The sequence below is a fragment of the Simiduia agarivorans SA1 = DSM 21679 genome, assembly GCF_000305785.2.
Lineage (GTDB): Bacteria > Pseudomonadota > Gammaproteobacteria > Pseudomonadales > Cellvibrionaceae > Simiduia > Simiduia agarivorans.
Window position 1 is genome coordinate 848,783 of record NC_018868.3, and the last position, 26,359, is coordinate 875,141.

23 protein-coding genes are annotated in these 26,359 nt (G+C 56.4%); 12 read left to right on the forward strand and 11 right to left on the reverse strand.

What is annotated here, in order from left to right; genetic code table 11:
* Positions 1-35: 35 nt before the first annotated feature.
* Both M5M_RS03860 and M5M_RS03865 read right to left on the reverse strand, forming a co-directional pair.
* Positions 36-866 (reverse strand): methyltransferase domain-containing protein, encoded by an 831-nt coding sequence (locus M5M_RS03860; RefSeq protein WP_015046160.1) that lies wholly within the window; start codon positions 864-866, stop codon positions 36-38.
* Complete coding sequence (locus tag M5M_RS03865) at positions 863-1,174, reverse strand: MazG-like family protein (RefSeq protein WP_015046161.1); 312 nt, start codon at positions 1,172-1,174, stop codon at positions 863-865. Before M5M_RS03865 ends, M5M_RS03860 begins: the two co-directional genes overlap by 4 nt.
* Between M5M_RS03865 and M5M_RS03870 the strand changes: the two genes are divergently transcribed.
* Entirely contained in the window at positions 1,173-1,466 is a 294-nt protein-coding gene (locus tag M5M_RS03870) for a GIY-YIG nuclease family protein (protein WP_015046162.1), read from the forward strand. The two genes, M5M_RS03865 and M5M_RS03870, sit on opposite strands and share 2 nt — an antisense overlap.
* Here the strand turns inward: M5M_RS03870 and M5M_RS03875 are convergent.
* Positions 1,423-2,157: a DUF599 domain-containing protein gene (locus tag M5M_RS03875; RefSeq protein WP_024330232.1), complete on the reverse strand. Its 735-nt coding sequence runs from the start codon at positions 2,155-2,157 to the stop codon at positions 1,423-1,425. The two genes, M5M_RS03870 and M5M_RS03875, sit on opposite strands and share 44 nt — an antisense overlap.
* 163 nt (positions 2,158-2,320) lie before the next feature.
* Here M5M_RS03875 and M5M_RS03880 point away from each other — a divergent pair, with 163 nt between their 5' ends.
* Both M5M_RS03880 and M5M_RS03885 read left to right on the forward strand, forming a co-directional pair.
* Positions 2,321-5,236: an insulinase family protein gene (locus M5M_RS03880; protein ID WP_015046164.1), complete on the forward strand. Its 2,916-nt coding sequence runs from the start codon at positions 2,321-2,323 to the stop codon at positions 5,234-5,236.
* 7 nt (positions 5,237-5,243) lie between these two features.
* Entirely contained in the window at positions 5,244-5,639 is a 396-nt protein-coding gene (locus M5M_RS03885) for an acyl-CoA thioesterase (RefSeq protein ID WP_015046165.1), read from the forward strand.
* A 16-nt stretch (positions 5,640-5,655) separates the two neighbouring features.
* Here the strand turns inward: M5M_RS03885 and M5M_RS20460 are convergent, their stop codons facing one another.
* Entirely contained in the window at positions 5,656-6,636 is a 981-nt protein-coding gene (locus tag M5M_RS20460) for a fibronectin type III domain-containing protein (protein ID WP_016389210.1), read from the reverse strand.
* A 236-nt stretch (positions 6,637-6,872) separates the two neighbouring features.
* Here M5M_RS20460 and M5M_RS03900 point away from each other — a divergent pair, with 236 nt between their 5' ends.
* The 4 genes from M5M_RS03900 (at position 6,873) to M5M_RS03915 (ending at position 9,338) form a co-directional block, all read left to right on the forward strand.
* Positions 6,873-7,706, forward strand: coding sequence for a 23S rRNA (adenine(2030)-N(6))-methyltransferase RlmJ (locus tag M5M_RS03900; protein WP_015046168.1), 834 nt, complete (start codon positions 6,873-6,875; stop codon positions 7,704-7,706).
* Complete coding sequence (locus M5M_RS03905; protein ID WP_015046169.1) at positions 7,706-8,350, forward strand: RluA family pseudouridine synthase; 645 nt, start codon at positions 7,706-7,708, stop codon at positions 8,348-8,350. Before M5M_RS03900 ends, M5M_RS03905 begins: the two co-directional genes overlap by 1 nt.
* A gap of 88 nt (positions 8,351-8,438) precedes the next feature.
* Positions 8,439-8,726 (forward strand): YebG family protein, encoded by a 288-nt coding sequence (locus M5M_RS03910; RefSeq protein WP_015046170.1) that lies wholly within the window; start codon positions 8,439-8,441, stop codon positions 8,724-8,726.
* Between the two features lie 75 nt (positions 8,727-8,801).
* On the forward strand, positions 8,802-9,338 hold the full coding sequence (locus M5M_RS03915; protein WP_144062381.1) for an outer membrane beta-barrel protein: 537 nt from the start codon (positions 8,802-8,804) through the stop codon (positions 9,336-9,338).
* Positions 9,339-9,435: 97 nt separating this feature from the next.
* On the opposite strand, the gene M5M_RS03920 is transcribed toward M5M_RS03915, so the two are convergent.
* A complete protein-coding gene (locus M5M_RS03920) occupies positions 9,436-11,628 on the reverse strand; it encodes a TonB-dependent receptor (RefSeq protein WP_015046172.1) in 2,193 nt (730 codons plus the stop codon).
* Between the two features lie 237 nt (positions 11,629-11,865).
* Here M5M_RS03920 and M5M_RS03925 point away from each other — a divergent pair, with 237 nt between their 5' ends.
* The 3 genes from M5M_RS03925 to M5M_RS03935 are packed head-to-tail and all read left to right on the forward strand — an operon-like array spanning position 11,866 to position 18,611.
* A complete protein-coding gene (locus tag M5M_RS03925; protein ID WP_015046173.1) occupies positions 11,866-13,167 on the forward strand; it encodes a GntP family permease in 1,302 nt (433 codons plus the stop codon).
* A 7-nt stretch (positions 13,168-13,174) separates the two neighbouring features.
* On the forward strand, positions 13,175-15,196 hold the full coding sequence (locus tag M5M_RS03930; protein ID WP_015046174.1) for a 3-hydroxybutyrate oligomer hydrolase family protein: 2,022 nt from the start codon (positions 13,175-13,177) through the stop codon (positions 15,194-15,196).
* A gap of 19 nt (positions 15,197-15,215) precedes the next feature.
* Complete coding sequence (locus tag M5M_RS03935) at positions 15,216-18,611, forward strand: hybrid sensor histidine kinase/response regulator (protein WP_015046175.1); 3,396 nt, start codon at positions 15,216-15,218, stop codon at positions 18,609-18,611.
* Between the two features lie 82 nt (positions 18,612-18,693).
* Here M5M_RS03935 and M5M_RS03940 read toward each other — a convergent pair whose 3' ends face one another.
* The 4 genes from M5M_RS03940 to M5M_RS03955 all read right to left on the reverse strand — a co-directional run bounded on the left by M5M_RS03940 (position 18,694) and on the right by M5M_RS03955 (position 22,576).
* Entirely contained in the window at positions 18,694-19,320 is a 627-nt protein-coding gene (locus M5M_RS03940; protein ID WP_029879456.1) for a response regulator transcription factor, read from the reverse strand.
* A 41-nt stretch (positions 19,321-19,361) separates the two neighbouring features.
* Positions 19,362-20,150 (reverse strand): 3-hydroxybutyrate dehydrogenase, encoded by a 789-nt coding sequence (locus M5M_RS03945; RefSeq protein WP_015046177.1) that lies wholly within the window; start codon positions 20,148-20,150, stop codon positions 19,362-19,364.
* Between the two features lie 76 nt (positions 20,151-20,226).
* Positions 20,227-20,922, reverse strand: coding sequence for a sensor histidine kinase (locus tag M5M_RS03950; RefSeq protein ID WP_015046178.1), 696 nt, complete (start codon positions 20,920-20,922; stop codon positions 20,227-20,229).
* A gap of 1 nt (position 20,923) precedes the next feature.
* On the reverse strand, positions 20,924-22,576 hold the full coding sequence (locus M5M_RS03955) for a tetratricopeptide repeat-containing response regulator (RefSeq protein WP_015046179.1): 1,653 nt from the start codon (positions 22,574-22,576) through the stop codon (positions 20,924-20,926).
* A gap of 112 nt (positions 22,577-22,688) precedes the next feature.
* Between M5M_RS03955 and cmoA the strand changes: the two genes are divergently transcribed.
* Positions 22,689-23,423, forward strand: coding sequence for a carboxy-S-adenosyl-L-methionine synthase CmoA (gene cmoA, locus M5M_RS03960; RefSeq protein WP_015046180.1), 735 nt, complete (start codon positions 22,689-22,691; stop codon positions 23,421-23,423).
* Positions 23,420-24,397 (forward strand): tRNA 5-methoxyuridine(34)/uridine 5-oxyacetic acid(34) synthase CmoB, encoded by a 978-nt coding sequence (cmoB, locus tag M5M_RS03965; RefSeq protein WP_015046181.1) that lies wholly within the window; start codon positions 23,420-23,422, stop codon positions 24,395-24,397. Before cmoA ends, cmoB begins: the two co-directional genes overlap by 4 nt.
* A gap of 34 nt (positions 24,398-24,431) precedes the next feature.
* Here the strand turns inward: cmoB and M5M_RS20940 are convergent, their stop codons facing one another.
* The gene (locus M5M_RS20940) at positions 24,432-24,932 is read right to left on the reverse strand and encodes a methylated-DNA--[protein]-cysteine S-methyltransferase (RefSeq protein WP_042454885.1); all 501 of its coding nucleotides are present in this window, start codon (positions 24,930-24,932) and stop codon (positions 24,432-24,434) included.
* Entirely contained in the window at positions 24,929-26,332 is a 1,404-nt protein-coding gene (locus tag M5M_RS03975; protein ID WP_015046183.1) for an Ada metal-binding domain-containing protein, read from the reverse strand. The genes M5M_RS20940 and M5M_RS03975 overlap by 4 nt, the downstream gene beginning before the upstream one ends.
* Between the last annotated feature and the right edge of the window lie 27 nt (positions 26,333-26,359).

The window sequence follows — 26,359 nt, forward strand, 5'->3', positions numbered from 1 at the left end:
GAGCTCAGATTACAAAGGTGAAACTGAATCGATCCTTAACCAACGATTTTTTCCAGCAGCATGTGCTGGTAACGCCCCAACGACCGATAGGGCTCCTGCCTGGAAAGCGTCAGTTCCCATTCCAGCCGTTGCTCAGGCGCCATCGCCTTACCTTCCGGTGTCAACAGATAGTCACTGAATACCCGGATGCCGCTGTGACACACCGGCGTCCAGCGATCCTCGCCCAACCATTGCATTACCTGTGCCGGCGTCACCGGCCGGTTGGGCGTCAGGCTGCCCCGGTGGGGCCGGAATTCTCCGGTCAGAATGGTGGGCGGTTGGCCCCGCAACAGGCTCTTGAAGGCCAGGCCGTGGGCGTTGTAAAAAGTCAGACTGAGGTGACCACCCGGCCGGACCAGACAATAGAGCGCAGTCAGCAAGGCTTCCTGCTCTACCACCCATTCCAGAACCGCATGGCAGATCACCAGGTCGTATTGTTCCCGATGTTCAGGCTGTGCAGCCAGAGACTGAATACTGGTGTGAATAAAACGAATACGTTCGGCGCCGGGCTGTTCTGCTGCCAGCGCCAGCATGCCGGCAGAAATATCGCACAACGTCAGCTGATGTTGCTCAGCAAAGCCGGCCGAAAACTGCCCTTGCCCTCCCCCGGCATCCAGAATCCTGCGCCCGGGAACGGAGCTATCTGTCGCCAGATAGCCCGGTAAGCATTGCTCGAAATCGCGTTGCAGCACTGCCAGGCGCAACTCACCCTTGTGCCCTCCATAAACATTGCGGGCGAAGCGAGGCGCCAGATCGTCAAAGTTTCTGTCGGCCGTTGCCAGCGGTGGGCGCTTGCTGCCGGCTGGATTTTGGTGCGGTTTTTTCATTGCGGGCCATACCGACGTTCATTGGCTTCCATTTTGGACGCCAGCACATTGCCGAGATCAAGACCCAGCGATTGCGACAACGCAATGCTGTACAGCATCACGTCGGCAAGCTCCGCGGCCACCCTGGCCTTTTGCTCGGGCGCCAGCCGGGCCGATTGCTCGTCGGTCATCCACTGCATTTCAGCCACCAGCTCAGCGGATTCCAGCATCACTGCCTGTGCCAGATTGCGTGGACTGTGCAAGGACTGCCATTGATTGTGTGCCGCGATAGCGGTAAAACGTCGGTACAAAGCAAGGTAATCAAGCATGACAACTCCCGGCGACACGCCCTGGACGGTTTATATTATCGAAGCCAGCGACGGTAGATTATACACCGGCATCACCACCGATCCCGACCGGCGGCTGGCTCAACACAAACAAGGCAAAGGGGCAAAGTTTTTCCGGGGCCGCACGCCCAAAGCGATGCGATACACGGAGAGCCAGCCCGACCATTCATCGGCGTTGAAGCGCGAAATGACTATCAAGCGATTAACCCGTAGCCAGAAACTGGCGTTGATCAACGATCAACCACAACCGAATAATCAGCCAGATCCCGGGTAACCTGGACCAAGGTCTTCAGTGCCTTGGACCGGAATTCCCGGTGATACAACATGGCCACGACCGCCATCACAGACAAAATAAAAAGCCAGGGGCTGACTATCCAGGCGAAAAACGACAGGGCGAAGTAATAGGCGCGAAGACCGGCGTTATAACTGTGGCCCGCCTGATCGATAATGCGCGCGGTATTGACCGCGTAACTATCGCGCACCGCCTCGTTGACCTCCTCGTCCACCAGTGGAAATGCGCCCACCAATACGGCGCAGAACCCGTATTTACGCATGGCCCAGGTAAAGCTGAAAAACGCATAAGCAAAGATCGCAAACAACACAATCAGTTTGATTTCCAGGTCATGGGGGCCTGCCTGGCCATGTATATTGAGATCACGCAACAAGCTGCCGGCCTCACCTATACTGCCCAGCGCAGTGACGATACCGGCCAGAACCAGAACGGTGATATTGGCGAAAAAGCTGGTATTACGTTCAAGACTGGCCAGTAAGGATGAGTCTGTGATGCGATTTTCCCGCCGGATAACCCGCTTCATCCAAAGGATGCGCAAAGCGTGCAATTCAGACGCCAGACAGTGGGTTTTCTTGGCCTGTGACTTGGCAAATAACGCATAACTGATCCAAACCACCAACAACCAGACAACACATGCCCCGGTAAGGGCATAGCCTGTCATCCAATCAGCCATAATGTACATCCCCGGTCCATACTGTGTGCGGATGCCATTAAACCGCAAACCGCCACAAAATGCGCCTGCCGGTTACCATCCAGCCAGGTTAATTTTTGACCGCCTCGCGCCCGCTTGCGGGTAGGGGTACAATGAGCCTAATTGAACAGAGATGCTGTAGTCCATGAAAGCACACCCCGCCTTTGAATTTATTAAGCGCCAGACAATCGATTCCCTGAATGTAGAATTGCAGGAGTTCCGCCACCGGGTTACCGGCGCCCAGCACATTCACATCAGCGCCGACAACAATGAAAACGTTTTTCTGGTAGCCCTGCGGACAGTGCCAGAAGACTCCCGCGGCGTCGCCCACATTCTGGAACATACCGCACTCTGCGGCTCTGCCCGTTTCCCCGTGCGCGACCCGTTTTTCATGATGATCCGGCGCAGCCTCAATACGTTCATGAACGCCTTTACTTCTTCAGACTGGACCGCCTATCCGTTCGCCAGTCAGAACAAAAAAGATTTCATGAATCTGCTGAACGTTTATCTGGATGCGGTGTTCTTTGCCAATCTGGATCCGCTCGATTTTGCCCAGGAGGGTCACCGGGTCGAATTCGAACAGCCTGACAACAGCGAGTCTCCACTCGTTTATAAGGGTGTGGTGTACAACGAAATGAAGGGTGCCATGAGCTCGGTGCCCTCACAGCTGTGGCACACCTTGTGTTCGCATCTGTTTCAGACCACTACCTACCATTTCAACTCCGGTGGCGATCCCAAACACATCCCCGAGCTCACCTACGAGCAACTGAAAACGTTTTACCAGACGCACTACCATCCCAGTAACGCCATTTTCATGACCTACGGCGATATGGATGCAGAAACACTGCAGGCCGAGTTCGAAACCAAAGCCCTGTCACGCTTTGAAAAGCTCGACAAAATCATCGCGGTTAATGACGAAACCCGATTCGACGCGCCAAGAATTGCACAGGCCAGTTATCCCCTGCCAGAAGATGAACCGGCAGAGGAAAAAACCCATATCGTTATGGGATGGCTGTTGGGCAAGAGCACCCGGCTGGACGACGTACTCGAAGCACAATTGCTGTCGAGCCTGTTATTCGACAACAGCGCCAGCCCGTTGCAGCACCTGCTTGAAACCACACCCCTGGGCAAATCCCCGTCGCCCATGTGCGGCCTGGATGACTCCCAGAAAGAACTCACCTTCCTGTGCGGGATTGCCGGCAGTGAAGCGTCCCACGCTGATGCTTTTGAGCAATCCGTTATGCAGGTGTTTGAACGGCTGGCCACCGAAGGCCTGCCACAGGCACAAGTGGAGGCGAGTCTGCATCAATTGGAATTACAGCAACGGGAAGTGGGCGGCGATGGCTACCCTTATGGACTGCAATTGATTCTGACGGCGCTCACCGCGGCCACCCACCGCGGCGACCCGATGACGCTACTGAACCTTGAACCCGCCCTCGCCCGCCTGCGCGAGCACATTCAGCAACCCGGCTATATTCAGGGCCTGGTGAAAAAGTGGCTGATTGATAACCCGCATCGCGTACGCCTGACCATGACCCCTGATCAAGCCCAGGCCGAGCGCGAAGCCAAACAAGAACGCGAACGGCTGGACGCCATGCAATCCGCACTGTCTGACGCAGATAAGACACGCATTATCCAGCAGACTCAGGATCTGTTAGCACGTCAGGCGCAACAGGACGACCCATCCCTGTTGCCTAAAGTCGGTCTTGAGGATGTGCCCGCCAGGATGCATTACATCGGTCGCCACCATCACTACGCCGACCAGACACCGCTGACACTGTATGCGGCTGGCACCAATGGCCTGGTTTATCAGCAGGCCATCATGGATATGCCCGCGCTGACGGCCGAAGAACTCGACTTGCTGCCCATTTATACCTATTGCGTTACCGAACTGGGCGTTGCCGACAAAGATTATCTCGCCACGCAACAGTGGCAGTCGGAAGTGGTGGGAAGCCTCAGCATGTATTCCAGCCTGCGCTCCGGCACAGATTCCGTCGAGGGCATCAAGGGCTATCTCACCCTGTCGGCCAAATGTCTGGCGCGAAATCACCCGGGTGCGACGGACCTCATGCGTGCGACGCTTGAGCAGGTACGCTTTGACGAGGTCAACCGGTTGCGTGAACTGGTGGCGCAAATCCGCGCTCGACGCGAGCAATCAGTGACCGGTCAGGGCCACTCGCTCGCCATGGCTGCCGCCAGCAGTGGTCATTGCGCGGCTGCGTACCTGACCAACAAAATGTCCGGTCTTGAGCGCATTCCGTTCATCAAACAACTCGATGAAAAACTGAAGGATGACGCCACTGCCCATGCCACGTTACAAACGCTCGCGCTGTTGCACGCAAAAGTCGTGAGTGCACCGCGGCAGCTTTTGTTAGTAGCCGAACCGCACCGCCTGAACGCATTGACCCAGCAACTGAACGAATGGCGCGCACAAGCGCCGGGCACTAGTGGCCAGGAACACTTCAGCTGGCCATCAACCAGCGAAACCATACAGCAAGCCTGGATTGCCAACAGCCAGGTGAATTTTTGCGCCCGTGCTTACCCCACCGTTGCGATGCAACACGCCGACGCACCGGCGCTATCGGTTTTAGCCGGATTCCTGCGCAACAATTTCCTGCACCGCGCCATCCGCGAACAAGGTGGCGCCTATGGCGGCGGCGCCAGCCACGACAGCAACATTGCAAGCTTCCGTTTCTACTCCTATCGCGACCCGCGTTTGAGCGAAACCCTGGCCGACTTCGATCGCGCACTCGAATGGTTGGCCGAACAAAAGCCCGATGAGCGTCTGGTGGAAGAAGCGATCCTCGGTGTCATTGGCTCCATCGACAAACCCGGATCACCTGCAGGCGAAGCGCGCCAGACTTTCCATGCCGAACTGTTCGGCCGCACCCGCGAAATCCGCGAAGACTTCCGCCGGCGGATACTGGATGTGTCATTCCATGATTTACAGCGCGTAGCCAGGGTCTATCTCACCCCCGATCGGGCCTCCACCGCGGTTGTGTCCCACGCCGCCAAAAAAGACGAGCTGGCCGCACTGGGCCTGTCTATCCACACCTTGTGAGCACCAGATGTTTGAGAAAACGATTGCCCCGCGATTTTGTGAAACCGATGCCCTCGGCCATGTGAGCAATACCACCCTGCCCATTTGGTTTGAGGATGCGCGTCAACCGGTGTTTGAACTGTTTACGCCGGATCTAGATCTGTCTAACTGGCCGTTAATTCTGGCCCGCTTCGAGATCGATTTCCGGGCACAGATTTATTACGGCCAGGACGTGACCCTCAAGACCGGTATTTCAAAACTGGGCAACAGCTCGTTGGAGGTCTATCAGGAAGCCTGGCAAAACGGCATTCTCGCCGCGACCGGTAAAACCGTGCTCGTGCATTTTGACTATCAGAATCAAAGCAAAGCGCCAATTGAGGGCCAGCTCCGGACCTTGTTGGCGCAACACCTTGTCGAGGTTTAATGCCAGTCAATGAGCCTTATGGTTCATTGACCCGCCCGGGCACAAACTGACTGTACAAGCCGTTATTATCGTACACCGCGACTTCAAACTCGTAGCTGCCATACAGGTCACCGACGTATTTGGATAACGCGTAACCATCCTCGACCAATACGTAGGTGTAATCGGTGGCGCCTTCCTCACGATAACGGATTTCATACCCGCCCAACTCCGAGACATCGATAGGATCTCCGTTTTCCCGCGTCGCAGGCGCATCCCAATTGACGGTAACGGGTCCGGCGACAGACACAGGCCCTTCAGGCGCCGGGCTGGGAGTCGGCTCGGGTGTAGGCGTCGGTTCCGGCGTGGGAGTCGGCTCCGGCGTGGGAGTCGGTTCCGGCGTGGGAGTCGGTTCCGGCGTGGGAGTCGGTTCCGGCGTGGGAGTCGGCTCCGGTGTGGGAGTTGGTTCCGGTGTAGGCGTCGGCTCGGGTGTTGGCACAGGCGCAGGTGTTGGCGTGGGTTCCGGGGTCGGCGCCGGTGGTAACCCCACGGGTGGTGGTGTGGGTGTCACGGTAGGCGCTGGAGTCGGCGTTGGCTCCGGCGTAGGCGCCGGGCTCGGTGCAGGCGCTGGAGTCGGCACCGGGCTGGGTGTAGGTTCCGGTGTCGGCGTGGGCGAGATGCCCGGTTTAGGCGGCGCAATGGGCGACTCTATTGCGCCCTTGCCGCCCTCACCACTACCACCACCGCCACCACAGGCCGTGTTCATCAAGGGCGACGCCAGCACCATCACCATGGCGGCTTTGCGCAGAACAATCTGCCAATTAAGGTTGCGTCGCAGTTGCCAGCGGCTGACATAGCCCATATCAACCAGAATGGCACCCAATGCGGTGGATGCATCTTCTGCACCGGCGGCCCGACGACGCACCTGCTCCGCGATGGCATAGCGTAACTGTTGGCGATCAATTATGCCCTTTTCGAGCAGCAAGTCGCCTAATCGGGTTCCCTGTGCACCGTAGACCACAACGCTTACCTCAATACGTTTAGAGAGACCTTCAGTGTAGTGGTTTTCATCGTCCGTCCGACTATCAGTTACTTATTTAAAACGCCCAAAACCTGCAACCTCTGGCATAAGCAGCAAATCAGAATCACATTTTCAGTATTTAGTACCAAATAGCCCCTGAGGGATAATGGGCACAAGTCATTAACAAACAGAAAAGTGGCACGTAGAATAGGTACCCCGCAATAAGTGACTCCCCCATGCTCAGTTACCGCCATGCCTTTCACGCCGGCAATTATGCCGATGTGATAAAACACGCCACACTGGTTGCGCTTATCGACTATCTGGCGCTTAAGGATAAGCCCTTCGTTTACTACGAAACGCACGCGGGTGCGGGCAACTATGACCTGGCCTCGGCAGAGGCCACTAAAACCGGCGAATACCAGCAGGGTTTCGCCAGCCTGGCACGCGCCAGCGGATTGCCCGACTGCCTGCAACGCTATGTATCGCTCATCGATACCTGCCAACAAAGCAACCCGGGTCATTACCCCGGCTCACCGCGGATTGCCAGCCTGCTGGCCCGCCAGCAAGACCAGCTCAGATTGTGCGAATTGCACAGCGCCGACAGCCAAAAGCTGGCGTCGCTTTTTTCCCGGGATAAGCGTGTGCAATGCTTCGCACACGATGGCTATGAAAAAATAATCAGCTTGCTCCCCCCCGCCTGTCGGCGAGGACTGGTCATGATCGATCCTTCTTACGAGGTCAAAACCGAGTATCTTTTGCTGGTCAGACAGTTGGAAAAAATGGTCCGGCGTTTTGCCACAGGCATCTATGCCATTTGGTATCCAGTGGTGGACGAACGCAGAACAGAAGACATGCTTGACGCCATTGCCAACACCGGAATAAAAAATATTCAACGGTTCGAGTTGGGGCTGACCCGGGACCACCAACAACCCGGTATGACCGCAACCGGCATGCTGATCATCAATCCGCCCTGGACATTGAAAGATACACTGGGCGAAAGCCTGCGCTGGTTGAGCACGCAGGTATACACGGGCGGCTACTGGCGTGCCGACCAATGGGTTGACGAATAATGCCGCAGAAGTTTATTTACCGCCCACCCACTGGTGTGCCGCCGCTCGTTTACCAGGATGATCACCTCCTGGCCGTGGACAAGCCGACAGGACTGCTGAGCAACCCCGGCCGGGCGCCGGAAACCCACGACTGTGCCCTCTCCCGCCTGACCGACGCCTACGGTGAACTCTGGCTGATTCACCGACTGGATTGCGACACTTCCGGACTGTTGTTATTGGCCAGAACCAAACAAGCCGAGCGGGAATTGAAAAAACAGTTACAGGCCCGTCAGATCCAAAAGACCTATGAGGCCATTGCCCAGGGCGAGCTCAAACAGGACACAGGCGAAATCCGGGAGCCGTTGGGCCCACAAACGGATAATCCGCCGTTCCAGCAGGTTAGTGCCAACGGCAAAACTGCCCTCACCCGGTACCGTGTATTGGCACGCGCAAATGGCAATACCCGTCTCGCACTCTATCCACACACGGGCAGGACCCACCAGCTGAGGGTCCACATGGCATGGCTTGGGCATCCGCTCCTGGGCGATGCCTTTTATGGCCGTGCCGAAAGCTACACACGCCTGTGTCTGCACGCCAGAGCACTGCAGTTAAACCACCCCACAGACATGACCCCACTGTCGCTGGAGACAGACTGCCCGTTCTGAACCAACCACGCCACAAACCATAATACTGTTTATTAATACAGTAATATGGTTTACAGTACCGGCTTCACACATACCGGAGACCACAGCGATGGCAATTGAAATTGTTTACCGCGTAATCAAACGAAACGGGGAACAGGCAGGAGAATACATGGACAAGAAACTGGCAGACGCACACGATCAGCGCCTGGACTGCGTTTACACCATCGTTGACCTGATCAGTGACGTCGAGACCGGTCTTGGTGAAGACAAGGTAGAAATGATCGCTGAAAAATTGATCGACAACCGCCAGGATCTGATGGCCGCACTGAAAAAGGTGAAAGACCTGCCCACCCCTGCCGAAGACGAAAACGTCACCCCAATCAGCGCAGTGGGCTGACTTTTAGCAGGCCGACGTTTTTTTACCACGCCCCGCCTGTCTTTTCGATTAATCCCCTGTATTATTCGGTGGAAATTGCACTGGGCAATTTCCACATTACTTATAGGGATATTTATGAAAGCGATCGTGGCATTTGGTTTTGTCAGCCTGCTCAGCAGTGCCGCTGTTCTGGCTGAAGACAGTCCATATTACGTTGGCACCTCTGCATTTGCCGCAACGGGCGGCAAACACATCGATACAATCGGCGCTGGGCTGGCACTGCAATTCGGTTACCGTATCTCACCCAATTGGGCAATCGAAGCAGACCATCATGAAACTCTGCAAAAGCTGAAATACAGTGATGATACCAACACCTTCTGTTGCGGCTCAGGTCCCGAATTCGACGTCAATACCACGGCAGTTTTTGGCGTCTTCCGGACTAATGACGACCTTTACTTCAAAGCCAAAGCCGGCTTTAACTTACAAGATTCCAATTTCCAGAACTCTTTGGCACCCGCTTTTGGCCTTGGCGGCGGGTACAAAATAACGCCGAATACGCACCTGGAATTGGAGTGGGAAAAATACAGCAGTTCATTGGACCACTTTTCCCTGGGCATTAAATTCAGCTTTTAAAAAAAGGCCCGCAATGCGGGCCGAGAACTGTAGTCTTAACTACGAGGGAGAGCGGTAACGCAAGGGGTTTATCCTTGCGTTATGGCAAAGGGCTGGTTCAGAAGTTGTAGTTAGCCATCAGCGCAACCGTACGGGGAGCGCCATAAAAGCCGGTGGTGAATGGCGCACCGAAGCTGTAGCCGGCAATGCGATACTCTTTATTGGTCAGGTTTTTACCGATCAGGCCCACATTCCAGTTACCATTTGCGCCGTAGTACATGGCACTCATATCAAACAGGGTATAGGCTTCCTGGTCCAATTGACTGGGCGTTTCAAAAATTTGTGTGTCAGACCGATAGGCAAGCGTCGGATTAATCACGAATTCAGCGCCATTATTGAATGGCAAAGAGTAATTGAGTTGGAACATCGCCGTGGTATCCGGGGTATTCTGCATGTCCCGTTGATCGGACACATCCTGCCCTCCACTGATGAATTCAATGAACTCCGCATCCACGAGCCCCAGCGTGAGATTCGCTTGAAGGTTTTCTGTCAGCGCGGCAGACGTTTCCAATTCAAAGCCCTGAATTCTGGCTTTACCCGCGTTCAATACGGCACTGGCAAACCCGCCGCCGGGCGTAAAGGCCTGCACGGTCACCTGCATATCGGTGTAGTCGGCGTAGAAGGCAGCCGCATTCACCCGCACACGGTTTTCGAACAGGTCCGCTTTCACACCCAACTCATAGGAATCGACGGTTTCGGGATCAAATCCATCAACAGTAGACGGAAGCGCAACGGCGTCGCCGCGCATATCAAAGCCACCGCTCTTGAATCCTGAACTGTAGGTCGCATATACCATCACATCAGAATTCACCTGATAGTCCACGCCCAGATGCGGGGTGAATTTGCTCCAGGTGTCATCGTTGGTGTAATCAGTCAAGGTATTCAGGTAGACCGCCGGCGGCTGACCGGGGTTGTATTTATCGGAAAACAGCGGACTGTATACGCCGATGAAATTGGCTTTGTATACATCCGCTTCTTTTTCGTCCTGAGTATAGCGACCGCCCAGGCTCAAATTCCAATCGGGTGCAAATTGCCAATTGTAGTGTGCATAGACCGAGGTGCTGGTGGTATCAACGGACCCGGCCACCTGCTGGGTTAACCCGGCACCACTCAATTGGAAACCAAGCACCGCGTCAAAAGCGCCAGCCGCGCTACCGGTGTAGTAGTAGACACCGCTCACCAGGTTGGCATTATCGCCTTCCCAGATCAATTGAAATTCCTGCGTTGTCTGATCGTCTTCGTAAAAAGCCGGCACATCAAAATCGGGACGATCGATACTGTCAAAGTCGATGGCCGTTTCGGTGCTTCCTTCGCGGTAGGCGGTGATGGACTTCAGCACCACGCTATCAGACACCGCCCATTCAGCGGTAAGCGAAACCCCGGAGGATTCCACTTTGTTTTCGTGCAGCATATTTGATTGGGTATCATAGACACTGTCGAGCACTGGGGCACCAGTTAAATCGCCATTCAGACGATAACCATGTTTTGGCGAGGAATTGTCTGTGGTCTGATCGGCCGCCAGTCGGATCCATAGCGCATCGGAGGGCTCAAACTCCAGACCGATACGGGCGCTGACCACATCTTTATCGTATTGATCTTTTCCGGTGATCACGTTTTCGCCATAGCCATCGCGCTGGAAGCTGGCAATGGCACCCCCCAGGTACAGTCCATCGGTGAGCTCTGCACTGCCCGCCACTTTCACATCGCGTTGATTGTAACTGCCCAGGGCGCCGCTGATATTGAGCCGGTTGTCGCCGGACATGCGCTTGGTGACGTACTTGACCGCACCGCCGATGGTATTTTTGCCGTACAACGTACCCTGTGGACCACGCAATACTTCAATGCGCTCTACGTCGAGAATATCCATGACTGCACCTTGGGGCCGACCGATGTACACATCGTCCACATAAATGCCCACGCCTGGCTCAAAGCCCCACAAGGGGTCCTGTTGGCCAATGCCACGGATAAACGCGGTCAGCGTCGAGTTAGTGCCGCGCCCGACCTGCAATGTGGTGTTGGGCGAAAGTTTCTGAATGTCAGTTAAATCACTCACGCCATTCTGCATCAGGGCATCTTCGCCAATGGCGGTAACCGCAACCGGCACCTCTTGCAGCGACTGTTCCCGTTTTTGTGCGGTAACGACCACTTCTTCCAATGCCACATCAGCGGCCATCAGAGACTGTGAACTCAAGCTTGCGCCTACGGCTACTGCCAGCGCAAGGGGGTGCAAAGCGAGAGGATTGCGGCTCATGGGATTTCACCTTCTTTATTTGTTATATCTGTCCGTTTCTCTGATCGTTGCTCTCGATCATCTGCTTCCGGGAAGTGCCATCGACTACTCCCATGGAATGAACTCCAGTCTAAGGGTTAATTGCCCTTTTGCCTGCAAGACCTTGGTATGACATGCCTACATACCAAGGTCTAGTTCTGTGGATCCGCGGCATCCGGATAATGAGCTGGCGCTAATAAAAAGATTATGGAATTCACTATGTTAAGCCTGCTCGGTTTGCTGTTTGCCTTGGGTCTGCTGATTTACCTGACCATTAAAGGCATGAACCTGATGATTGCGGCCCCGCTCACCGCCTTGCTGGTGGCCCTGGCGGCTGGCCTTCCACTACTGCCGGGTACGGCCGACGACAGTTTTGTTCAGGCTTATATGCTGGGCTTTACCAATTTTATTGAAGCCTGGTTCTTTATGTTTTTACTGGGCAGCCTGTTCGGCAAGTTCATGGAGGCCAGCGGCGCCGCCGATAAAATTGCCTCCGATATTGTCGGCTGGCTCGGCCTTAAGCACGCGACGGCAGCGGTTGTATTGGCCTGTGCCCTGCTCACCTACGGCGGCGTCTCGGTGTTTGTGGTGGCCTTCTCGGCCTACCCCATGGCGGTGAGCCTGTTCAAAAAAGCCAACCTCCCGCGCCGCTTTATCCCGGCGGTCATGGCCTTTGGCTCGGTCACGTTTACCATGACCTCCGCCGGCAGCCCCGAAATCCAGAACTGGATTCCCATTAAATATCTGGGCACCTCACCTTATGCGGGTTGGCAGGTGAGTCTGGTGGTGGCCGCGTTTATGGCGGTGGCCGGATTTGTCTGGCTGAATATCATGATGCGGCGGGCCACAGCGCGCGGTGAAGTCTTCCTCGCGCGCGCGGACGATCCGGAGCCGCTGGACAAACCCCTGCCCTCGGGCTGGGTCGCGGCCAGCCCGATTCTGGCGGTTTTGGGAGTCACCTTTTTCTGCCACCAGATTTTTGCCCAATATGCACTCATCGTGGCGCTGCTGGCGGGTTGTCTCACCGCCTGGGGATTGACCTTCCGTCAACAATATAACCTCGACACCCTGGTCACAGCGGGCACAACCGGCGCACTGCTGGCGATTGCCAATACCGCGGCGGTCGTCGGCTTTGGCGCCGTCGCCAAAGCGAGCCCGGCCTTCGACCTCGCCGTGGGTGCTATCACCAGCTTACCGGGCAACGAACTGGTGGGCGCGGCTATCGCCGTCACCGTGATTGCGGCCATGACCGGCTCCGCATCGGGCGGACAATCCATCGCACTGCCCGAGCTTGCACCCCACTACCTGGATGCAGGCGTCAACCCGGACGCCCTGCACCGGGTGGTGGCCATTTCATCGGGCGCACTGGATTCGTTGCCACACAATGGTTACGTGGTCACCACCATCCGCTCCATTTGCGGTGAAACCCATCAGGCGGCGTATGCACCCATGGGCGCACTCACAGTCGTGATACCCTTGTTTGGCACCCTGCTGGCGCTGGCATTATTTATTTTATTCTGAGGTCGACATGCACAGGATCATTAGCTGTCTGATATTTCCACTGGCGTTGGCGGGCTGTCTGGAATCCCTGAACCCTGCCAACCTGCAGCCGGCAGAACTGACCAAACCCCCGTTTATGGTGGATGACCCCTACGCACTCCACACCGACGGCAGCACCAATGATCTGGTCAGCGCCGGGCTTGGGCTGGCCGGATTGCGCGCACCGATGCCGGCGCTTACACCGGACAGCACCGAATCGCTCAGACGGCACGCGATCCATCAGAATTTCAACGCCCTGCTGGCCATGAAAGAACAGGATGGTTACGGCACCTTGTACGCAACTCACATGGCCACCGGGGGGCCAGTTGCCGGTACCGAATACCGCCTGCCGGTACGATACAGCGATCACGCCATTGCCGCGATTCTGATGCTTCAGGTGCCGGCAAGCTTCAATGCCCAATCACCGTGTATCGTGGCTACTGCATCCTCGGGTTCGCGGGGCATCTATGGCGCGGCGGGTGTGGTGGGCGCCTGGGCTTTGCATCAGGGTTGTGCGGTGGTCACAACCGACAAGGGCACGGGCACGGGATTTCACCTGCTGGGTGAAAACATGGCCAGCCATTGGCTCGGTGCAGCACTCCCGGCCAACACAGAACATCATCGCGAGCTCCATTATGCGGAAGACATTGCGGCGCTTTCGCCATTCAACGAAAAAAACCCGCACCGCATCGCGACCCGCCACGCCCACAGTGGACGGGTTCCCGAAAAAGACTGGGGTCGGTTCGTGTTGCAGGCGATTCAATTCGGCTTTTATCAGCTCAACCAGCACCACAGACCATCGGAACAACCCGATTTCAGTTTTCTGAGGAACAACACCACCGTCTTGGCCGCCGCGATTTCTAATGGCGGTGCGGCTGTGCTTGCTGCTGCCGAACAGGATGATGGCGGTTGGATTGATGGTGTGGTGGTGTCGGAACCCAACGTGTTTTTACCGGGCGGTACCCAATATCTGCACGGCAACCAAACCCAGAACGTCAACAGTCTGCTAACCACCGCCGCCCGCACGGCCCTGCTCGCACCCTGTGCCGCACTGGCCGAAGATTTGCCCTCGCCACTCGCGGCATACCAACTGCCGCTGTTTCAAGCACATTTCAAGCAACGCTGTGCGGATCTGAAAAAAGACGGCCTGATTACAGGCGATTCGGTTGCAGACCAAGCACAGGATGCATTGGCCCGATTACAGGCCGATGGATTAAACGAGCGCGCACTGCCACTACTCACCACAAGCAGCGCCATCCATTTGTGGGAAGCCATTCTGGTCAACTACACCAACAACTTTACCCGTGCCCGCGTGGAAAATGCCCTGTGTGGATTGAGCTATGCCTACACCGATAGCACCGGTAACCCAACTGCCATGCCACCTGAAAAGCACGAGCGCTTGTTTGGTAACAGCGGTATCCCCCCGGTGGATGGCATCAGTATTGTGAACAATCGCAATCAAAAAGCGCTGGCGTTTTCCGTCAATAATGCACTGCAGCCGGATCTGGCCTACGACAGCATCCGCTGCCTGAGTGAGCAGATCCAGTCTGCAACCCTCCGGCAAACAGAAGCCGACATCGCGCTCACGGGTGCGCTCAAGGGCCTGCCCACCCTAGTGGTACAAGGCGGTGCAGACAATCTGATTCAACCCGCTCATCACGCCAGGGCCTATGCCGTACTCAACCAACGACAGGAGCCCAACAAAAGCCAGTTGCGCTATATCGAAGTCAAACAGGGGCAACATTTTGACGCCTTCCTCAATCTGCCACCTTTGCGCCCGTATTTTGTGCCCTTGCATCCCTATTTTGAACAGGCCATGGACGCGATGCTGGCTCACCTGCGGGATCAGGCGCCACTGCCACCCAGCCAGCTGATTGACGCTCCACCCGCGAAGGATCCAGTCGCCCCCCTTGTCAGCCTGCCCTCGATTGCGTTTAATGCCGAGACTATCGCCGCATCGCCTCAGCATCAGGCGCTACTTATAACCGGTGGCGGTATAACCGAAAAATAACAACGAATAGCACCGCGCCATGCTCAGTTATCTGGCGCTGCTCGCCATATCGCTGACATACCTGCTCGTCCTGTTTGGCATTGCCTGGTGGGGCGACAGTCTGGCCGAGCAGCGCGTCAAACGCATCAAGCCCTATGTGGTCGCCCTCGCGACAACGATTTATTGCAGCGCCTGGAGCTTTTACGGGACCACGGCGCAAGCGGCCATCAACGGCTGGTATTTTCCGCCCACCTTTCTCGGCGCGATTATCCTGTTGGTATTTTTCGGACCCACGCTCAAACGACTGCTGGCCCGGGCCAAGCAAGGCAGCGCCACGTCGCTGGCAGACTTTCTCGCCAATCACTTCGGCCGCTCCCGGCGGCTCGCGGTGGTGGTTTCCATTATTTGTCTGATCTTGCTGGTGCCCTATATCGCGCTGCAGCTCAAAGCCATTACCGAGAGCTTTCATCTGCTGACCGACAGTTGGGTCCAATCCCACTACCTTCTGAGTGTGCCGGTACTCGAAGACACCGCATTTTACTTTGCGATTATTCTGGGCCTGTTTGCCATTGCCTTCGGCACCCGCCACATGGACAGCCGCGAACACCACAATGGCCTGATGATTGCCATTGCCTTTGAAGCCGTGATCAAACTCATGGCGTTCATGGCCATTGCACTGTTTGTGGCTTACGGACTTTTTGATGGATTTGATGATTTGTTATTGGCCGCCGCACAGACGCCCTCAGTAGCGGCACGCATTGCCGGCAACGAGGGCGACCAGGGTTTCATGGCCGCGGTGGTGCTGGGAATGATTGCGGTTGTCTGTCTGCCACGGCAATTCCATGTCCTGGTGGTGGAAAGTGAATCCAAGCGCGACCTGGATACGGTGCGGTGGGTCCTACCCGCCTATCTGATATTATTCGGCATCTGTATTCTGCCGATTGCCTACGGCGGCCTGGTGGCGTTCAGCGGGCAGGATATCAGCGCAGACCATTTTGTCCTGCGTTTGCCACTCGCCAATCATCGCGAAGACCTGGCGTTGCTCGCCTACCTGGGTGGACTTTCCGCCGGCTCCAGCATGGTCATCGTCGCCTGTGTGGCGATGGCCACCATGATCAGTAACGAGCTGGTGGTGCCGCTATTGATCCGCAAACGTTGGTTGCGCGGCAAAGCCCCCAATGACTTTACGCCTCAATTGCGCAACACCCGGCGCCTGATCATTCTGGCCATCATGTTGATTGCCTATGGCTACTACCATTTGTTCGCCAACAACAACGCGTTGGGCGCCATTGGTTTGTTGTCTTTCGCGCTCGTGGCTCAATTTGCACCCGCACTGTGGCTCGCCTGTAACCATGGCCACCAAACCGATCGCGCGGTGCTTGCCGGCATCGCGGCTGGCTTTTTGGTGTGGAGCTACACATTGCTTTTGCCAATGCTGTCACGCGCAGGCTGGATCGCACCCGAACTGATAGACCAAGGCCCATGGCAGCTGGATTGGCTGAAACCAACGGCGCTTTTCTATTGGACCGGCCCGGCAGAAATCACCCACGGCGTGGTCTGGAGTTTGTTGGCAAACCTGCTCACTGTCGCCCTGCTCTATCGCCCCAGCCACCAGCCGTCTTCAAGACACAGAGCGCCGCAGATGAGCGCGAGACAACTTCATCAACTGGCGGTGCGCTTTCTGGGCAGCGAGCAAACACGCTTGGCACTGGCGCAGTTTGAAGGTGAAACCGAACACGGCGACCTGGCCAGCCCGGCATTCACCGACTTTATCGAAAACCTGCTCGCCGGCGTTATCGGCAGCACTTCCGCCCGCCACCTGCTTGAGTACGCCAACCAGACCGATACCCAACCGCTGATTGAAGAAACCACCGAGCTGTTTCATTTTTCCAGGGAATTGCTGCAGGCCAGCATCGACAATATCAGCCAGGGCATCAGTGTGGTGGATAAAAACCTGCGCCTGGTGGCGTGGAACAGGCCTTATCTGGCCCTTTTCAATTACCCGTCAGAATGGGTGCACGTGGGCAGACCGGTGGCCGACTTACTGCGTTTTAATGCCGAACAATTCGATCGCGTTACCGCCGGGGAACTGGATGATTATGTGGCCCGCCGGCTCGAGTTCATGGCCAGTGGCAGCCCCTACGTAGTGACACGGCACCTGGGCGACCAGGTGATTGAACTGCGCGGCAATCCCATGCCCGGTGGCGGCTTCGTGACAACCTTTACCGACATCACGCAATATCACAATACGCTGAATGCATTGGAAGAACACAAGAAATTACTTGAACACAAAGTGGCGGAACGAACCCAAGCACTGGAGCAAGTCAACAGTGAACTGAAACAGGCCAACGAAAGCAAAACCCGGTTTTTAGCGGCAGCGGGACATGACGTGATTCAACCACTCAATGCAGCCAAGCTTTTTGCCAATGCGCTTTTGCAGCAACCGCTGCCGCCGGAGCAAAAACAATCACTCGAGCAACTGGATACTGCACTGGGTGCGGCCGACAACATTATCAGCGAATTGCTGGCCATCGCCAAACTGGATGCCGGCGCCGTTGAACCCCAATGCCAGGCATTTGCACTGGATCAACTCGTCAACCTGCTGGCCCGGGACTACCGCCCGCAAGCGTCGCAACAAGCGTTGAGACTCAACACCCGGACGCGATCGGCCACGGTCTTTACCGACCCGAAGTTGTTGCGTCGCATCGTGCAGAATTTATTGGCCAACGCCTTGCGATACACCAGCAAAGGCGGCGTATTGCTCGCGATCCGCCCCAAAGGTAATCGTTGGCTGCTGCAAGTTTGGGATACCGGCCAGGGCATCCCTGAACCGGATCAGCAGGTCATTTTTGAAGAATTCAAACGCCTGGATCAACATCGTCAGGACGGCGGATTGGGCCTTGGATTGGCCACGGTCAAGCGCTTGTGCAACCTGCTGAAACTCGATCTGACGCTTTCGTCTACGCCCGGCAAGGGCAGCTGCTTTTCGTTGTCTATACCGGCCACAGAGGCGCCTGCGCGGAGCTTCCTGCCCAACAAATCCACTGCCATACCTGCAGCGGCTGCGTTCAAAGGATTGCGCGTGCTCTGTATTGATAATGAACCCACTATTCTGCAGGGACTGTCAGCACTGCTGTCGCCCTGGGGCTGTGACGTTCTCATCGCACAAAACCGGCAGGATGCATTGCAGAAGGTTGCCAACAGGCCAGCGTTGATCCTCGCCGACTATCATCTCGACAATGGCGACAATGGTGTTGCCGCTGTGGAAGCCATCCGACAAGCAATGAAAGAATACGTACCGGCCATTATTCTGAGTGCCGATTTTCAGGATGATGTGAAGCAGGCAGCCAAAGCCGCTGGCCACTATTTTCTTAAAAAGCCGGTAAAGGTGGCAGCACTCAGAGCTCTGATGTCCAGGCACTTCAAACGCGCCTGACCGCCGGTAAAACAAGGCTATGCAGTAATCGAACTACGCATTAAAACCACGCCGGTTCAGCGCGAACTGGCACAACCAACGGTCAATTGAGTTGCTGTGCCAGCAGGATCACTTCGGTGCGCTTGCGCACACCGAGCTTACGCATGATGGCAGTAACGTGGGATTTTACCGTGGGTTCGGCAATCGACATTTCATAGGCAATTTGCTTATTGAGCTTGCCCTCACACAGTTTGGAAAATACCCGGAACTGGTGCGGCGTAAGACTGCCAATACGGCTGGCCACATCGTCGAGCCCAACGCCCTGTGCGTGGCTGGTATCGAGTTCAAACCATTCATCGCCGGCCAACAAATGGCTGATTGCCCGGGCCAGCTGCTCCGGCGTTGCCTGCTTGGAAATAAACCCACTGGCGCCCAACTGCTCAGCGCGCCGGATTTGTTGCGAGGAATCATCGCCGGAAACAATGGCAACCGGGATTTCCGGGTAACAGGCCCGCAAATTGACTAACCCGGCAAAACCCTGCGCACCTGGCATGTGCAAATCCAACAGAATCAGATCTGGCTCCAAGCCCTGTTCCAGCTGGGTCATCACAGCACCGATGTCTTCACACTCAGTGCATTGATCAACCCCGCCCGGCAATGCCATGGACAGGGTCTGGCGCAATGCAGCACGGAACAATGGGTGATCATCGGCAAGCAGTAAATGAGGCATAAATTTATTATAGGTATCGGGATATGGCCTCATCATAACGGTCATTGGGCCGTCCATCCACCGTCAATGGGAATGCTGGCGCCGGTCAGGGTAGCGGCCTGATCCGAGCATAAGAATTGAACCATGGCACCGATGGATTCAGGCGCGGTCATTGCGTGCATCGGCTGTTTGTTCGCCACCAATTGCTGACTGGCCTGAGCGAGTTCCAGCCCTTCCTGTCGCGCCAGATCAGCTACCTGACTCTGTACGATGGCGGTATCAACCCAACCGGGACAAATCGCGTTGCAGGTGATACCGGCATTGGCCGTTTCCAACGCCGTGGCTTTGGTAAAACCGATTAAACCGTGCTTGGCGGCAACATAAGCCGACTTATTCACCGAAGCCACCAAGCCATGCACTGAGGCAATATTGATAACGCGGCCAAAACCTGCAGCTCGCATCGCGGGCAACGCCGCTTGCGTCGCGATAAAGGCAGCCGTGAGATTAATCGACAAAATGGATTGCCAGCGCTCAACAGGAAAGCTGTCGACGGGCGCGGTGTACTGAATACCGCCATTATTCACAAGCACAGCCAGGCTACCCAACTGGCTTTGAGCCGAGGCTACCATCTGCGCGACTTGTTCGGGTACGGCGAGATTGCCGGGGACGAAGCAACAGGTCACGCCGTAGCGCTGTTCGGCTTCGCGGGCCAGTTGCCAGCCATCCGTCTCATCGACCAGGCCATGCAAGGCAACGCTGTATCCATGCTGCATCAGCACTTTCGCGCAAGCCATGCCAATGCCCGAAGTGCTGCCGGTAACCAGTGCGGTGCGATTGTTATTGGCGTTCATAACGATCCGATTGTGGAGATAAGAAACGCCTAGGCTATCAAACCCCCTGCAACCGCGCCCTCATACCTTGGTCGCATCAGGGCAACGTCAAGGTAAATATGCCACCATCCAGTTCGCCCCCATTGGCAAGCGATATGAACCCTTCCTTACCGCCTGAACGGTGCAAACTGGCCACCCGTTGGGCAAAAAACAGCCCCAGGTTGGTGCTGCCGGTTTCGAACGAAATCCCCCGTTGGGCATTGACCGGTTGATCGATCATCACTTGCGGGTAGCCACCGCCGTCGTCGGCAATCTGAATCACCAAGGTTTTTTCTTCGATGACCGCCGAAACCAGTAGCTTACTGCGTGTATAGCGCGCGCAATTGACCAGCACATTGTGTATGACACCACCAATCAGTTCAGCATCAAAGTACCACAGGAGATCTTCATCACAACGCAGCTCGACATCGATATGCCGGCTGGTCAGCAGCAGATCGTTGCGCGCCAGTTGCTCATCGATGAGATCGCGCACGTAATGCTCTTCCACATGTACAGGCATGGACTGTAAGTTAGTGCGGTAAAGTCCAAGTAACTGGATCAGTTCACCGTTGATGCGGGACACCTCATATTGTAGCGTCGCGTACCGACTGGCTTGCGCCGGCGTCTTGGGTGGCATTTCACGCATGGTGTCATCCAGCGTATTTATCAGCATCCCCAAAGAATTCTTCATGTCGTGCACACTGCTGGCGAGTATCAGCGAAAACTCAGCCTGCAGATCTTCCCGCTGACTCATATCACTTCCCCTTTCGCTTCGACTGATTGGCACGGATTTCCATGTCTGCCTGGCGCAACATATCCTGCAATTGCCGGTAGCGCTGGAATTGAGGGTGAGTGCCATTGATGGACGATTCGACCCCCTTCAGGCATTGAATGGCAATGTCCATCCACTGGGGATTTTCATCGCCTGTACGCATCTGGCCCACTAACGCCTGCACCAGATTTAATTGCACGCCTAAATGGCGTGGAAACAATCGGCGCGCCCGCTGAAAACATTCAATCGCGCGCATATACGCCTGCTGCTCATACAGGCGAATACCCTCTTTATTGATACTGGCCACTTGCTTGCACGCGGCTTCGCTGACCGGGTCATCCAGCAACCGGTCAATTTTTTCCAGTGCCGATTCGTCGTCTTTAAACGCTTCCACCAATTCCACCAGACGATCATTCGCTTTCGCGTTCTGTCCCAATGCCTGCAAGGTCATCACCCGATCCAATTCGGTGTCAATGTCCATCAGGCCCAAGGCTTCGATTGCCTGATTTGCCGCCATAAACAATTCGTTGGCGCGCTTGGTATTGCCTTGCTTGAGTTGCAACTGGGACTCGATCAGTTGCAATTGCAGTTTGCGCGTGTCGTCCTTGCCAAACCGGCTTTCCACCTGATCCACAACTGCCAGGGCTTCACGCAATACATCGCGGCCCACTGTTTCATCTTCGGCAAACGCCGCCACTGCTGCCCGGGTAAACGCCATGTGGTTTTCAACTTTGTCGTGTACGGAGTTCTCGGACAACTTAACCACTTTTTTATAGGTTTGCGCGGCCACAATACTATCGTTGTTGGACTGCGCCACCTGCGCCAGTTTTTCCTGCCTCAACAGGGCCACTGGCGACACGGCGACCGCCTGCTCAAGGACTTTCTGACGCTCCGCTTCCTTGCCTTGCCGGCGATACAGTTCTGCCAGTTCATCGTATGCCGGCATGCACAGAGGTTGCAGTTGAATTATCTGCTGAAGCCAGTCCTCGGCCCGGTCATCATTTCCACGTGCCGCCTCCACCTGCGCCATACCGACTTGCGCCCAATCCAGTTCCCGCATTTCCAGCACCTGTCGATACAGCTGCTCAGCCAGATCGTATTGCTGGGTTTTGATATAGAGAGCGCCCAGCAGCTTCTGACACAACACGGCATAGCGCGAGTTCTCGTCGAGTTTGGTCAGGCAAAGCACGATAGCGCGATCCAGGTAGTTATCCTCGATTGCGCGATACACAGACTTCATGGATTGGCGCTGATGCAACACCCGATCGAGTCGCTGGCGCAAGGTTTTGGCGGTAATGGGCTTGGTGAGGTATCCGTCGGGCTCGTAATCCGACGCTGCCAGGACAATATTGCGCGACGACTCGGCACTGACCAGCAAGAACAGATTACTGCGCCGCAGGAGATTTTTGTGGCGCATTTCCTCCAGCAATTGCAAGCCGTTACGGCCTTTGCCAAGGTTGTAATCGCACAAAATCAGGTCGTAATCATTCTCCTCGCACAAGCGCAAGGCTTCATTACCATTGACGGCCGTGTCGACCGTACGGCAACCGAAATCCGACAACATCCGGCTCACCGTCATGCGGAAGCTGTCGAAATCGTCCACCACCAAAACTTTCACTGCAGCGTAATTAACCAAAGATTCCCTACCCTTGACCGTCCTGCCCCCGGAAAACTGCCACTTCAAGCTTAGACCAGTTTGCTAGACCCGCACCCGCTGGCTAGAATGGCGCGTTTTGAGGGGCCTAGCCATGACCGACCAGCGCGACAACATATATGCGAGCCCACTGGCCGAACTGGCCAGCTTCCGGTTTGACCAGCAGGTGGTCAATGTGTTCCCCGATATGATCAAGCGGTCAGTCCCGGGCTACACCACCATCATCAGCATGATTGGCGATCTGGCCGAGCGCTATGCCCGGGCCGATTCCCGTTGTTATGACCTGGGCTGCTCCCTGGGTGCGGCCACACTGGCCATGCGCCATCGCATCCGGGCCGCCAACTGCCGCCTGATCGCGGTGGATAACTCCAAGGCCATGATCGAGCGCGCCCGCCAGGTTATGGCCGCGGATAGCGCCGAAGTGCCGGTTGAGCTGGTGTGCAGCGACCTGCAACAGGTGGCGATTGAACAGGCCTCGGTGGTGGTGCTTAACTTCACCCTGCAGTTTATCGACCCTGCCCAGCGTGACCAGATAGTCAGCAAAATCTATCAGGGCTTGGTCCCGGGTGGCGTGTTGATTCTGTCGGAGAAAGTGGCATTCAAAGACCAGCCCCACCACGATCTGATGATTGAGTTACACCACAACTTCAAGCGCACCAATGGCTACAGCGATATGGAAATCGCGCAAAAACGCACGGCGCTGGAAAATGTCCTGATACCCGAACCACTCGAGCACCACCGCCAGCGGCTGAAAAATGCCGGCTTCACGTCGGTGGATGTATGGTTCCAATGTTTTAACTTTGCCTCACTGATCGCTATCAAAGCATGAACTATCTCGATCTCTACGCCGATCTGCTCGCCTACCTGCGAGACGACGCCCGCTTCAGTGAATGGGCTGCAACACTGCCCGCACAAATCCATGAGGGCCTTTCGGAAACGCGCTTTGGCGACTTGCCGCAATGGCGCGACAGCTACCTGAAACTGCCGGCCATCAAGGCCACCGTAATGGACTTCAAACACGGCATGACGCTGGACGGGCCGATTGAGCAAACGACCCGGGACGCGATAGAGGCCACCTTGCGGGAACTGATCCCCTGGCGCAAAGGCCCGTATTCTGTGTTTGGCACTCATATCAATACCGAATGGCGCTCGGATTGGAAATGGGACCGGGTATTGCCACACCTGGATTCCCTCGCCGGCCGGCATATTCTCGACGTAGGCTGCGGCAACGGCTACCACTGCTGGCGCATGTTGGGCGAAGGCGCACGCCGGGTGATTGGCATAGACCCCTCGCCCCGGTTTGTCATGCAGTTTTACAGCCTGAAAAAATTCACCGGCCCCAAACCCGTGGACGTCCTGCCCATCGGTATCGAACAGCTGCCGGCCAACCTTGGTTGCTTTGACACGACATTTTCCATGGGTGTGTTTTATCACCGGCGATCGCCCATGGATCACCTGCGCGAGCTGAAAGACACTCTGCGACCCGGTGGTCAACTGGTGTTGGAAACGCTGGTAATCGAAGGTGGACTGGGCGATGTATTGGTGCCCGAAGGCCGCTACGCCAAGATGAACAATGTGTGGTTTCTGCCGTCGCCCGACACACTCATCAGCTGGATGCGCAAATGCGGTTTGAAAAATCCGCGCCTTGCGGAAATGAACCGGACGAGCCTGGATGAGCAACGCACCACCGACTGGATGCTGTATCACTCGCTGCGGGAATTTCTCGATCCGGATGACCTGTCAAAAACTGCTGAAGGTCACCCGGCGCCGATTCGGGCAACCTTTATCGCCGAAGCCCCGTAAAACGTTGCAGGCCTGAACCGCAGATCAGTGAGCCCTACAACAACGGCCTTTGCCCAACGCCCTCATGGGCCAGCAACCATTGTTTGCGCGCGAGGCCACCGGCATAGCCGGTCAACGTGCCGTTGGTACCAATCACACGATGACAGGGCACGATAATCGCAATCGGATTGCGGCCATTGGCCGCACCCACCGCACGCACCGCTTTCTCGTTACCAATCGCGCGGGCGATATCCCGATAACTGGCGGTCACACCAAAGGGAAGCTGGTAAAGTGCGGTCCACACCTGCGTTTGGAACGCGGTACCGCGGGCGGCAAGCGGCACAGTAAACGCCTGCCGTTGGCCGGTAAAATAGTCGGTTAATTCAGCCATCGCCTGCGCGAGATGCGCTTCTGCACTGTCACTTGTTGGCGCCGATGTTTGAATCGGCAGTGCATCAAAGCTGACCGCGGTGATACCCCGCTCGTTAGCCTGAATCCATAACTCACCCATGGGCGTTGAAAGCCGTGCCGTCGATGCTGTCAGTGCGTGGGTCATACCAACAATTCCCAAAGTTGCAATGTGAGGTAACTGCGCCAGGGCGCAGCAACGTCTGGCGAAATCTGTGGCCACTGGGCCAACGCATGTTTAATACCGAGATCACCCGCCAGCCAGATATCCGTGTGCTGGGCCCCGCGCATTTGCGCGTAGCTGACCGTCCAGGGCCCGATGCCCTTTATCGCCAACCAGCGCGCCACATCCAATTCGGGAAACTCCGAACAACACGCTGCCAGTGCGCGCAGGCTCGCCCGCCGACTGGCAGGCATCCCGAGAAATAGCAGCTCGTCCGCGGCCACCTGCGCAGGTGCGGGAAACAAATGGTAGTGGCCGCCCCCTTCGCCGAGTGGCCGGGTTTCACCTAGCGTGTGCACCAGCGTCTCGGTCATTTTCCTGGCCGCCGCCACACTCACCTGCTGGCCCAATATGGCCCGGACCCCGGCTTCAAATGCGCTGCAAAATTGCGGCACGCGCATGCCCTCCGTCAATGCGGGCGCGGAGGAAGAACCCTTGAACGCCGCGCGCAGCGCCCGGCCTATCGCGAGGCTGTTGGCGTCCAGATCCAGAATCCGCCGCACCATCGCCACCGCAGCTGACAACCGGCTGGGATCAGCCAGCGTAAATGTGACCCGAAAACCATGGCGCGAAGGCTCATGCACCGCATCAAACCAACCGCCGCCGGGTACAGACAAAGACCGCGAATAACTGGCTTCGGTGACCCGCTCCAGCCCCTCCACCTGGCGTTTTGCTAAAAATGCCTGCACCGAAGACCAGGCATAGGGCGGCCGGTAACTCAGAAACAGCGTAATTCCGTGCGAAGTGACCCGGTCTTGGGCCGATCGCCGGACCTCGCTCGGCGTCAACGCCAGGCGGCGTTTAAACGCATCATTGAAACGCCGTACGCTTTGGAATCCGCACGCGAGCGCAATGTCGGTAATCGGCATCGGCGTTTCATGCAGCAACTGCTTGGCCAACAAGCAGCGTCGGTAGATTTGGTATTCCTTCGGGCCGACGCCCAGGCTCTCAGCAAACACGTTGCGTAAATGGCGATCGGTAATCCCGAGCTCGGCGGCAATGTCCGTTAACGACAAACCCTGCTCCAGCAGTGCGATTGCGCGCGTAACCTGCGCGTTTGCGGGCGAATAACCGGGTGCGGCATCCGGGCGGCAACGCAAGCACGGCCGGTAGCCCTCGGCGGCACAGGCGGCTGCGCTGGCAAAATAGCGAACATTGTCTTCCCGCGGCGCTCTCGCCGGGCAGGTGGGACGGCAATAGATACCGGTACTGAGAACGGCCGTATAGAACAGGCCGTCAAACCGACTGTCGCGCGCCAACCGCGCGGCCTGGCAGGCCTCGGGAGTCAGCGCGGGCGTGGTGTGAATTGATGATGTCGTTTGCATGGCCACTATTATTGCCCGTGGCCGGGT

Excerpts from the sequence above, each read along its gene's own strand:
- M5M_RS03860 (WP_015046160.1), bottom strand. The coding sequence starts at position 866 with ATGAAAAAACCGCACCAAAATCCAGCCGGCAGCAAGCGCCCACCGCTG.
- M5M_RS03870 (WP_015046162.1), top strand. The coding sequence starts at position 1,173 with ATGACAACTCCCGGCGACACGCCCTGGACGGTTTATATTATCGAAGCC.
- M5M_RS03865 (WP_015046161.1), bottom strand. The coding sequence starts at position 1,174 with ATGCTTGATTACCTTGCTTTGTACCGACGTTTTACCGCTATCGCGGCA.
- M5M_RS03875 (WP_024330232.1), bottom strand. The coding sequence starts at position 2,157 with ATGGCTGATTGGATGACAGGCTATGCCCTTACCGGGGCATGTGTTGTC.
- M5M_RS03880 (WP_015046164.1), top strand. The coding sequence starts at position 2,321 with ATGAAAGCACACCCCGCCTTTGAATTTATTAAGCGCCAGACAATCGAT.
- M5M_RS03885 (WP_015046165.1), top strand. The coding sequence starts at position 5,244 with ATGTTTGAGAAAACGATTGCCCCGCGATTTTGTGAAACCGATGCCCTC.
- M5M_RS03900 (WP_015046168.1), top strand. The coding sequence starts at position 6,873 with ATGCTCAGTTACCGCCATGCCTTTCACGCCGGCAATTATGCCGATGTG.
- M5M_RS03905 (WP_015046169.1), top strand. The coding sequence starts at position 7,706 with ATGCCGCAGAAGTTTATTTACCGCCCACCCACTGGTGTGCCGCCGCTC.
- M5M_RS03910 (WP_015046170.1), top strand. The coding sequence starts at position 8,439 with ATGGCAATTGAAATTGTTTACCGCGTAATCAAACGAAACGGGGAACAG.
- M5M_RS03920 (WP_015046172.1), bottom strand. The coding sequence starts at position 11,628 with ATGAGCCGCAATCCTCTCGCTTTGCACCCCCTTGCGCTGGCAGTAGCC.
- M5M_RS03925 (WP_015046173.1), top strand. The coding sequence starts at position 11,866 with ATGTTAAGCCTGCTCGGTTTGCTGTTTGCCTTGGGTCTGCTGATTTAC.
- M5M_RS03930 (WP_015046174.1), top strand. The coding sequence starts at position 13,175 with ATGCACAGGATCATTAGCTGTCTGATATTTCCACTGGCGTTGGCGGGC.
- M5M_RS03935 (WP_015046175.1), top strand. The coding sequence starts at position 15,216 with ATGCTCAGTTATCTGGCGCTGCTCGCCATATCGCTGACATACCTGCTC.
- M5M_RS03940 (WP_029879456.1), bottom strand. The coding sequence starts at position 19,320 with ATGCCTCATTTACTGCTTGCCGATGATCACCCATTGTTCCGTGCTGCA.
- M5M_RS03945 (WP_015046177.1), bottom strand. The coding sequence starts at position 20,150 with ATGAACGCCAATAACAATCGCACCGCACTGGTTACCGGCAGCACTTCG.
- M5M_RS03950 (WP_015046178.1), bottom strand. The coding sequence starts at position 20,922 with ATGAGTCAGCGGGAAGATCTGCAGGCTGAGTTTTCGCTGATACTCGCC.
- cmoA (WP_015046180.1), top strand. The coding sequence starts at position 22,689 with ATGACCGACCAGCGCGACAACATATATGCGAGCCCACTGGCCGAACTG.
- cmoB (WP_015046181.1), top strand. The coding sequence starts at position 23,420 with ATGAACTATCTCGATCTCTACGCCGATCTGCTCGCCTACCTGCGAGAC.
- M5M_RS20940 (WP_042454885.1), bottom strand. The coding sequence starts at position 24,932 with ATGACCCACGCACTGACAGCATCGACGGCACGGCTTTCAACGCCCATG.
- M5M_RS03975 (WP_015046183.1), bottom strand. The coding sequence starts at position 26,332 with ATGCAAACGACATCATCAATTCACACCACGCCCGCGCTGACTCCCGAG.